This is a genomic window from Komagataeibacter sp. FXV3 (assembly GCF_015155755.1).
In the GTDB taxonomy this organism is placed as follows: Bacteria; Pseudomonadota; Alphaproteobacteria; order Acetobacterales; family Acetobacteraceae; genus Komagataeibacter.
Window position 1 is genome coordinate 1 of record NZ_VWPI01000037.1, and the last position, 8,060, is coordinate 8,060.

The following is an 8,060-nucleotide window of genomic DNA, read 5'->3' on the forward strand; positions in this document are numbered from 1 at the left end:
GCTTGACGGTGTGCAGCATGGTGGACATGCCCCACTGGCGGCCGTCGAACGTGCCGGTACTGTCCAGCATGGTCAGGGTGTTGCCGGTAAAGACCATCTGCGTATCAAACGTCATGGGGTGGGCCTGGCCGCGCATGGTCAGGCGGCCAACCATGCGTGATCGGACCTGCCCCTTCACCACGCGGGGGCTGCAGTCGCCCACGTAACGGGTGGTGGGGAAGCGGTCACTGTCCAGCATGTTGCCCGATTTCGCGGCCTTGCGTTCCACCACGGTGTCCATGTGCACGCTGGTTGCATCCATGGTCAGGTCAACATGGCAGGTCTGGCGCGACAGGTCGTAATCCAGCGTGCCCGACACGCGGGCAAACTGCCCGTCCATCGCGCCCACCACGCTGTCGGCATGCAGCAGCACGGTGGTGTTGGCGGGGGTCAGGGCCAGATGCTGGCTTTCCGCCCGGGCGGAATGGGCCGAAAGCGTGACCATGCACAGCACGGCCATCGCGGGCAGGCGGGAACGGGCGGGAATGGATATCATGTCAGTCATGACAGGCATAACGCCGGTCATGGCATGGGGTTGTAATGCAGGGGATATGCGGGCAGCAGGCATGAAGCATCCGGGCAGCGGTGACGGGCGCAGGATGTGTGCCTAGGGGGTGAATGCGGCGTCAGTAGGGCAGGGGACGGGCCATTCCGCCGGCCCCTGTCCCGTCATGTGGCATGGGTGGGCGGCACAACGGGACAGGATGCCGGACCATGACGGCAGGTGATGCCGGATGGGTTTTTACTTCTTGCAGTTCTTGTCGAATTCGTTGTGCAGGTCTTCCTCGTTTATCTTGATTTCGCCGCGATAGACCGTCTGGGGTTTCAGGTCCACACGCGCGCCGCCAATCATGACGGTGGTGTCGGTATTGATTTTCCATTCGCCGCCGGGCTGTTTGCTCACGGCCTTGCAGAAGTCATTTGCGCCCTGTGCCATGGCCGGGGTGGCAACGGCCAGCGCCGCCAGCGTCGCGAGTACTGAAGCAGACTTGAACATGTGGTGCGTTCCTTCCTTTTTCCCCGGCGTCATGCGCCGGGCCGGGAAACAGGACGCCCTGAATGCGGCAACCATTTGGCAACAAAAAGTTACAATTGAGCGGTTTCAGCCCGCCAGCCCCTATTTCCACACCCACTTGCCCACCACCCGGCCGTTTATCACCAGGTCGGAGGCATCGACCTCATCAACAGGGTAGGTCGGGTTGACGCTGATGATGCGGATGCGTGGCGGGCGGGAATTGGGCACCAGCATTAGCTGCTTGATCACCACGCCCATGCCGTTCCACAGCACGTACACCCCGTCGGGCGAGGGGATGCGGTGGCCGGTATCGACCAGCACGCGGTCACCTGCGGCAAATTCCGGCTCCATCGAATTGCCCGCCACCCGGATGATGGCAAGCCCGCCGGTATCGGGCAGGTAGTTGCGGATGAAATCACGCGGGATGCGCCATGAATCCAGCGTCGGGTGTCCCTCCCCATCGCCACAGGCGGTATGGTCCACGATCGCGCCCGCACCGGCCTGGGGCGAGATGTCGTATTCATGCACCGTTATCGCCCCGTCATCGGTCTGCAGGGGCATGGCGGCGCGTTCGGCGCGGCTTATGCTTTCGTTCAGGTCGGTCGCCCCCGGCACGATGCCGGACAGGGCCCAGACCTCGCTCGCGGCAATGGGGGGATCGCCCCGGTCGGTCAGCAGCGGCACCAGCTTGCGCACAAGCTCGACCGGGATGTACTCTTTTTTCAGCTTGTTTTCATAAAAGGCATAGCTGGAAAACCTGTCCCCGAATCCCACGTCACGCGCCAGCGCGCGCACGGTATAGCCCGCGCGTTCGCGCAGCGCCTTCAGCCGCGCGGCCGCAGGTCCCGGATTGCCAGTCCCCCCCCCGCGCAGCAGGTCGCTGGCGGTGCAGCCCAGCACGGCCGCGACCTTTTCCAGCCGGTCGCCGCCGGGATTGCGCGACTTTCCGCGCAGGATGTCATGCACATAGGTTTCGTTCAGGCCCGCCTGCTCGGCAAGGCGCTTTTTGTTGAGGTTCAGCAGCGCCATGCGGCGCTCGATCTCGGCGGCGGCGGGGGAGCGTGTATCCATAATGGGAACTGTCCCATAATCCGCCCGCCCTGTGTAGAGGGGATATATCCCATTATTCCTTGACGGAGTGGGATATGTCCCATAAAACCCGCCCATGACCGACATGATCCCGCCCGACCTGTACCGCGTGGCCCGCATGGGGTGGCATGTGCTGCCCGTGCATGCGGCCTCACGCGCCGCGTGTTTCCGTGGCGCGGTGGACCACGCCAGTTGTGACACCGGCACCATCGCGCGCTGGGCCGCGCGCTGGCCCGGATGCGGGTGGCGGGTGGTATGCGGGCCGTCACGCCTGTTCGCGCTGGATGTGGACCGCCCCGGCACGCATGCCGCCGACGGGGTGGCGGCATTGGCCGCCCTTGTCCGCCGCCATGGTCCGCTGCCGCCACGCCCCATGACGCGCACCGGCGGGTCAGGCGGGGCGGTCCTGTTCTTCCGCCACGATGGCGAACCCCTGCGCGGGCAGGCGGGCTGCCCGGCCCCCGGCCTGGACCCGCACCGGGGGCGGCAGGCAGTCACCATCCCGCCGGGCACGCATCCGGCCACGGGCGGGGCGTACACATGGCGCGTGCCGCCGTGGCAGGTCGCGCCGCCACCCATCCCGCACTGGCTGGCAACCCTGCTGGCCCCCGCGCCACAGCCTGTACCCCCACGCCGCATGGACGGCGACCGCGCGCCGGGCGTGCTGCTGCGCGCGCTGCATGCCGTATGCGACGCGCCGCCGGGCATGGCCAACACCACGCTCAACGCCCGCGCCTATGCGCTGGGGCGGTGGTGCGGGGCAGGCATGATGGACATGGCGCAGGCACGTGATACATTGCTGCATGCGGCACAGCGCCGCCGCATCCCGCTGAACGAGGCCCGCGCCACCATCCGTTCGGGCCTGAATGCGGGGCTGCGCAACCCGCGTCCCGTCCATAGAGCCTGACATGGTAGGGGTCACACCTGCCGGGCCGCACGCGCCCGGCCATTTCGCATGGATGGACCTGCTGGCCCGCGGGGTGGGGGGCCGGATCGTGCCATCGCTCAGCAACTGCCTTGTGCTGCTGGGGCATGACGCGCGGCTGCGCGGCCTGCTGGCGTGGGATGAATTCAGCTGCCGCCATATCATCACCCGCGCCCCGCCACGGCCCTATGACGGCGCGCCGGCGGCACCCGGACCCTATCCCCGCCCCATGGAGGACATGGACGCCGCCCTGATCCAGGCGTACCTGCAACGCGCCTATGACCTGCCGGTCAGCCGCACGGTGGGCGAGCAGTCCTGCCGCACCGCCGCCATGATGCGCCGCACGCACCCCGTGCGCGAATGGCTGGATGGGTTACGGTGGGATGGCACGCCGCGCCTTGGCACATGGCTGCGTCATGCGCTGGGCTGTGCGGATGATGCGTACCATGCCGCCGTGGGCGCGCGCTTCCTGTGCGCCGCCATACGCCGGGTGCGCAGCCCGGGGTGCAAGTTCGATTACGTGCCGGTGCTGGAGGGACGTCAGGGCATGGGCAAGAGCCGCCTGCTGGCCGCCCTGTTCGGCACCGCATGGTTCAAGGACGACCTGCCGCGCGACCTGGGGGAAAAGGACGCGGCCCAGGGACTGCTGGGGGTATGGGGCGTGGAAATGGCCGAACTGCAGGCGCTGGGCCGCAGCAGCGCGCGCGACGCCAAGGCGTTTTTCAGCCGCCAGCATGACCGCTACCGCCCCACCTATGCCGCGCTGGAGGTCACGCGCCCGCGCCAGTGCGTCTTTGCCGGCACCACCAACGAGGAGGAATACCTAACCGACCCCACCGGCAACCGCCGCTACTGGCCCGTCACCTGCGAGCATGCCGACGTGGCATGGGTCGAAAAATGGCGCGCGCAGCTATGGGCGGAAGCCGACCATGTCGAGGCCACGGCCCCCATGCCCCTGTGGCTGGAAAACGGCCATGTCGGCGCCATTGTGCAGCAGGCGCAGGACGGCCGCATGCATGAAGACGCCTGGCGCGACCCCGTTGCCGCATGGCTGGGCATGGGGGGACAGACGCAGGTGCGCATGGCGGATGTGCTGCACCTTGCACTCGGCCTGCCGCGCGACCGTCAGGACCGCATGGCGCAGAAACGCGTGGCCACCATCCTGCGCGGCCTTGGCTGGAACCGCCGCAGGCTGCGCTGCGCCACGTCTGGCCCGCAATGGGTATGGGTCGCGCCGGTCGGGGAATGATGGAAAGACGCCGCTTTTGTGAAAAAAGGCGGTGCCCGGAAACTTCTGTCAATCAGAGCCAGTGCAATCGGGGCCGGTGCATGACCGGGCCACGCCACAGCCGCACCATGCCCCCCGAAAGACAGAAGTTTTTTGCAAAAAACTTCGAAACAGGCGCTCCCCGGCAAAAGGGGAGACGCCTTCAGGCCGGTTACTCCGCCCCGCCGGTCGTGGCCTTCAGTGGAATGGACCCGTCGCGGTTATACACGACCCTGCCGCCCACCATGGTCAGCAGCACCTTCGTGTTGGCGATGTCCGCCGCCGGGACCTGCATCACGTTGCGGTCCAGCACGATCAGGTCCGCCAGCTTGCCGCGTTCCAGCGATCCCGTCAGCGTGTCCGAACGCAGTTCCCAGGACGAATTCATGGTGATCGCGCGCAGCACCGCGGGCCGGGGCAGGCCAGGCGCACCACCCAGCGGGTGTGAATATTTCTCGCCCGCTTCGGGGGCGTTGGTGCGGGTGACCCCCACCTTCAGCGCGAACCATTCGTTCAGGCGGTCCACCGGCCAGTCGGAGCCATAGGCAATCCGCGCCCCGGCCCTGTACAGCGGCCATGCCGGTTCCATTGCCTTCGCCCGTTCGGGACCGAGGAAGTCGCGACCGGCATCCACCGTGTCCGGGCCTTCCTTTTCCCACTGGAACGACAGCACCGGCACCGCGCCCAGCGGTTTGTAACGCGGCACGTCGGCAGGGGAGACCAGTTCATCATGCGCGATGGCGGGGCGGAAATCGGCATGCGGCAGGTGGTCGCGCACGTACTGCACGCCATCCAGCGCAATATGCACCGCCCCGTCGCCATCAGCATGCATGTGCGGGTCAAATCCCGCCTGCACCACGCCGAGCAGCAGCGGGCCAAGGACGGCGGGCGGGAAATAGGGATCAGGCCCCAGCGACGTGCCGGGCACCCAGTTGGGCGCATCCTTCGTGCCGGTATTGATGTAATAGGGCTGCAGCACGCGGCCGGTCAGTTCGGGGGCTGCGATCACCCCATCCATGAAAAACTTGACGTTGCGCACGGTAATGCCGGGCGCCACGCCAATCGGCCCCTGGTCATATTTCGCGGCGATGGCTTTCAGCCGCCGCACGTTGCCCGCGACATCGGTGCCCGTGGCCGGTTCCACCAGCGGGGCGAAATGGGCGCGGGCCGTAAGCTCGCCACTTTGCTGCAGCGCGGCATAGCTGGACAGGTCGGCATCCAGCGCCCATGCGTCAAGGAAGCCGGTAATCCCCTGTTCACGCATGGCCGCCAGTGACGCACGGGCGGCCTGCACGTTTTCATCCGCGCTCAGCGGCGGGTCCACGCGTTCGACCAGATCCTGCGCCACGTCCTCCAGCACGCCGGTGGGCTGGCCCTTTGCGTCATGCACGATCTCGCCCCCCGCGGGCGCTTTTGTCGCCGCCGTAATGCCCGCCATGCGCAGCGCCGCGGAATTGACCAGCGTGGTATGGCCAAAGGTGGACCGCACCACGATGGGACGGCGGGCGTCGATGCGGTCAAGATCTTCCTTCGTCAGGCGCACGCCCGCGGGCTTCATGGCCTCCTGAAACCAGCCACGGACCACCAGCGTGCCATTGGGGCGGCGCAGGGCGGGATTGGCGGCGCAGGCGCGCACGCGCTGGCTGAATTCATCATGCGTCAGGGCCTGATAGTCCAGCGAGCAGCCCATCAGGCTCTTGCCCCCGTCCAGCGGGTGCATGTGCCCGTCCACCAGGCCCGGCATCATCATCCGCCCGCCAAGGTCCACGCGCTGCGTGGCGGGGCCGACATAGCGCGCGGCCTTCGCATTGCTGCCGATATAGGCGATGTGCCCGTCCTTTACCGCCAGGGCCTGGTACACATGGTCCTTTTTATCAACGCTGTAGATGTAGCCGTTGGTAAAGACGACATCGGCCGGCACGGTCCTTGCCATGGCGGGTGAGACGCATGAAAGCAGGGCGGCCATGCAGGCGGCATGGTGATGCGGCAGTCCCATGAAACAGGATCCCCATAAACATTACGGACCGACAATAGACGGCGCTTTCGGGCCGCTGTCAAACGGGGGCAGGCAAATGCCCGGCCACGGGTGTGTACCGCCTTATGTCGCACCGGCATGGGCCGGGTAAGACGGGTGGGTGTACCCCTGTTCCCTCCGTACCCCTAAAACCGCAAACTTTCCATGACGGTCCCTGATCCATGCTCCGTGACTGAAATTGTTTTTCAAGGGGTACGGAGGGAACAGGGGTACACCCCGAACAGAAAGCGCGGAAAACCGGGGGGTGCAGCGTGCCGTGCCTGTACCCCTTGCCCCCGGCCGCAAGGGGTACGCCCCGGCGTGCCGCCTGCATGGCGGGCAGGTAGTATGAAAATATCATACAGATTGCACTGGAAACGCCATGTCCGTACCCCTTGTCCGTACCCCTGACGCCCCGGATGGGGAACGCCGCCGGGTGGCCGCCATGCTGCGTGCCGACCGTCGCGCGCGCCTGGCCGCCCGTGACATCGCCATGGGGCTGAAACCCGACATGGGGGCCGATGGTCCCGCCGCCCGCGCCCGCGTGGTGGTGGAAGACCGCATCGTACTGACCCCGCGCAGCGTGCAGCAGACCGTGCGCCGGGTGCGTGACGCCTGCATGCTGGACCGCCTGTTCCACCGCGCCAATGCCGCCCTGACCGCCGAGCAGCATGCGGCGGGGCTGCGGTTTCGCGCCGTGTGGCTGCGTGCCACGCGCGGCGGGCGGCTGGTGCAGCGCTACACCCCCCATACCGGCGCGGGCTGCGGCACGCTGGAGGATACGGAGGCCGGCGTGCAGGCCCGACGCGCCCTTGACCGCGCCCTGTCGCTGCTGACCCCGGCCCGTGGCCGCGTGGCGTGCGCGGTATGCGGCATGGACGAAGCCCCCGGCACGCGCATCCGCACGCTGCACAGGGCGCTGGATATCCTGCATGAGCGGTGGTGAGGGAAGCTGAGATCGTATTGTCCGCTCACGTGCCCACGCCACATCATGATCATGGCACGCGGCGAATACCGTGTGGTATGGGTGGGGGATGAACAGATCCGGTCTTGTCCTTGCCCTGCTGTCCGCCGTGCTGTTTGGCGCCAGCACGCCATTTGCCAAGCTGCTGCTGGGTGGCATGTCGCCACAGATGGCGGCGGGGCTGCTGTACCTTGGCTCCGGCCTCGGGCTGGCGCTGGTGCTTGGCGCGCGGGCGGCGCTGCGCCTGCCCAGCCATGACGAGGCCGCGCTGACGCGCGCCGACCTGCCGTGCCTGCTGGGGGTGATTGCCACCGGCGGCGTGGCCGGGCCGCTGCTGCTGATGATCGGTCTGGCGCGCAGTGACGCGGCCAGTGCGTCGCTGCTGCTGAATATGGAAAGCATCGCGACCCTGCTGATCGCGTGGGTGGTGTTTCGGGAAAACGTGGACCGCAGGCTGCTGTTTGGCGCGGCGTGCATCGTGGCGGGGGCGGGCGTGCTGTCATGGCAGGGGCATGCGGCGTTTGCACCCGGGGCGCTGTACATCATCGCCGCGTGCGTGTGCTGGGGCATTGACAACAACCTCAGCGGTCAGTTGTCGGCGGCCGACCCGGTGCGCATCGCCATGATAAAGGGCGTTGTGGCGGGGGCCGTCAACCTGTGCGTGGCGCTGGTGGCGCAGCATGCCAGCCTGCCGGGCGCAGGCGTCGTTGCGGCGGCGGGGGGCGTGGGCTTCCTGGGCTATGGGGT

At 67.3% G+C, this 8,060-nt stretch carries 8 protein-coding genes; 4 read left to right on the forward strand and 4 right to left on the reverse strand.

Annotated elements, in window-relative coordinates; genetic code table 11:
- The 3 genes from F1542_RS03315 to F1542_RS03325 all read right to left on the reverse strand — a co-directional run.
- Window positions 1-553, reverse strand: a 553-nt coding sequence (locus tag F1542_RS03315; RefSeq protein ID WP_193731803.1) for a YceI family protein, incomplete at its 3' end; no start/stop codon positions are given.
- Between the two features lie 228 nt (window positions 554-781).
- Complete coding sequence (locus F1542_RS03320; RefSeq protein ID WP_193731804.1) at window positions 782-1,036, reverse strand: hypothetical protein; 255 nt, start codon at window positions 1,034-1,036, stop codon at window positions 782-784.
- Between the two features lie 120 nt (window positions 1,037-1,156).
- On the reverse strand, window positions 1,157-2,125 hold the full coding sequence (locus tag F1542_RS03325; protein ID WP_193731805.1) for a S24 family peptidase: 969 nt from the start codon (window positions 2,123-2,125) through the stop codon (window positions 1,157-1,159).
- Between the two features lie 94 nt (window positions 2,126-2,219).
- Here F1542_RS03325 and F1542_RS03330 point away from each other — a divergent pair, with 94 nt between their 5' ends.
- Together F1542_RS03330 and F1542_RS03335 are read left to right on the forward strand one after the other, a co-directional pair.
- Window positions 2,220-3,050, forward strand: a complete 831-nt coding sequence (locus tag F1542_RS03330; protein WP_193731806.1) for a bifunctional DNA primase/polymerase — start codon at window positions 2,220-2,222, stop codon at window positions 3,048-3,050.
- A gap of 1 nt (window position 3,051) precedes the next feature.
- On the forward strand, window positions 3,052-4,317 hold the full coding sequence (locus F1542_RS03335; protein ID WP_193731807.1) for a virulence-associated E family protein: 1,266 nt from the start codon (window positions 3,052-3,054) through the stop codon (window positions 4,315-4,317).
- Between the two features lie 190 nt (window positions 4,318-4,507).
- On the opposite strand, the gene F1542_RS03340 is transcribed toward F1542_RS03335, so the two are convergent.
- Window positions 4,508-6,331 (reverse strand): amidohydrolase, encoded by a 1,824-nt coding sequence (locus F1542_RS03340; RefSeq protein ID WP_193731808.1) that lies wholly within the window; start codon window positions 6,329-6,331, stop codon window positions 4,508-4,510.
- 400 nt (window positions 6,332-6,731) lie between these two features.
- Between F1542_RS03340 and F1542_RS03345 the strand changes: the two genes are divergently transcribed.
- Window positions 6,732-7,295: a hypothetical protein gene (locus tag F1542_RS03345; protein ID WP_193731809.1), complete on the forward strand. Its 564-nt coding sequence runs from the start codon at window positions 6,732-6,734 to the stop codon at window positions 7,293-7,295.
- Between the two features lie 88 nt (window positions 7,296-7,383).
- Window positions 7,384-8,060, forward strand: a 677-nt coding sequence (locus F1542_RS03350; RefSeq protein ID WP_193731810.1) for a DMT family transporter, incomplete at its 3' end; no start/stop codon positions are given.

What these genes read in the sequence shown, in the direction of transcription:
- F1542_RS03320 (WP_193731804.1), bottom strand. Translation starts at nt 1,036, where the DNA reads ATGTTCAAGTCTGCTTCAGTACTCGCGACGCTGGCGGCGCTGGCCGTT.
- F1542_RS03325 (WP_193731805.1), bottom strand. Translation starts at nt 2,125, where the DNA reads ATGGATACACGCTCCCCCGCCGCCGCCGAGATCGAGCGCCGCATGGCG.
- F1542_RS03330 (WP_193731806.1), top strand. Translation starts at nt 2,220, where the DNA reads ATGACCGACATGATCCCGCCCGACCTGTACCGCGTGGCCCGCATGGGG.
- F1542_RS03335 (WP_193731807.1), top strand. Translation starts at nt 3,052, where the DNA reads ATGGTAGGGGTCACACCTGCCGGGCCGCACGCGCCCGGCCATTTCGCA.
- F1542_RS03340 (WP_193731808.1), bottom strand. Translation starts at nt 6,331, where the DNA reads ATGGGACTGCCGCATCACCATGCCGCCTGCATGGCCGCCCTGCTTTCA.
- F1542_RS03345 (WP_193731809.1), top strand. Translation starts at nt 6,732, where the DNA reads ATGTCCGTACCCCTTGTCCGTACCCCTGACGCCCCGGATGGGGAACGC.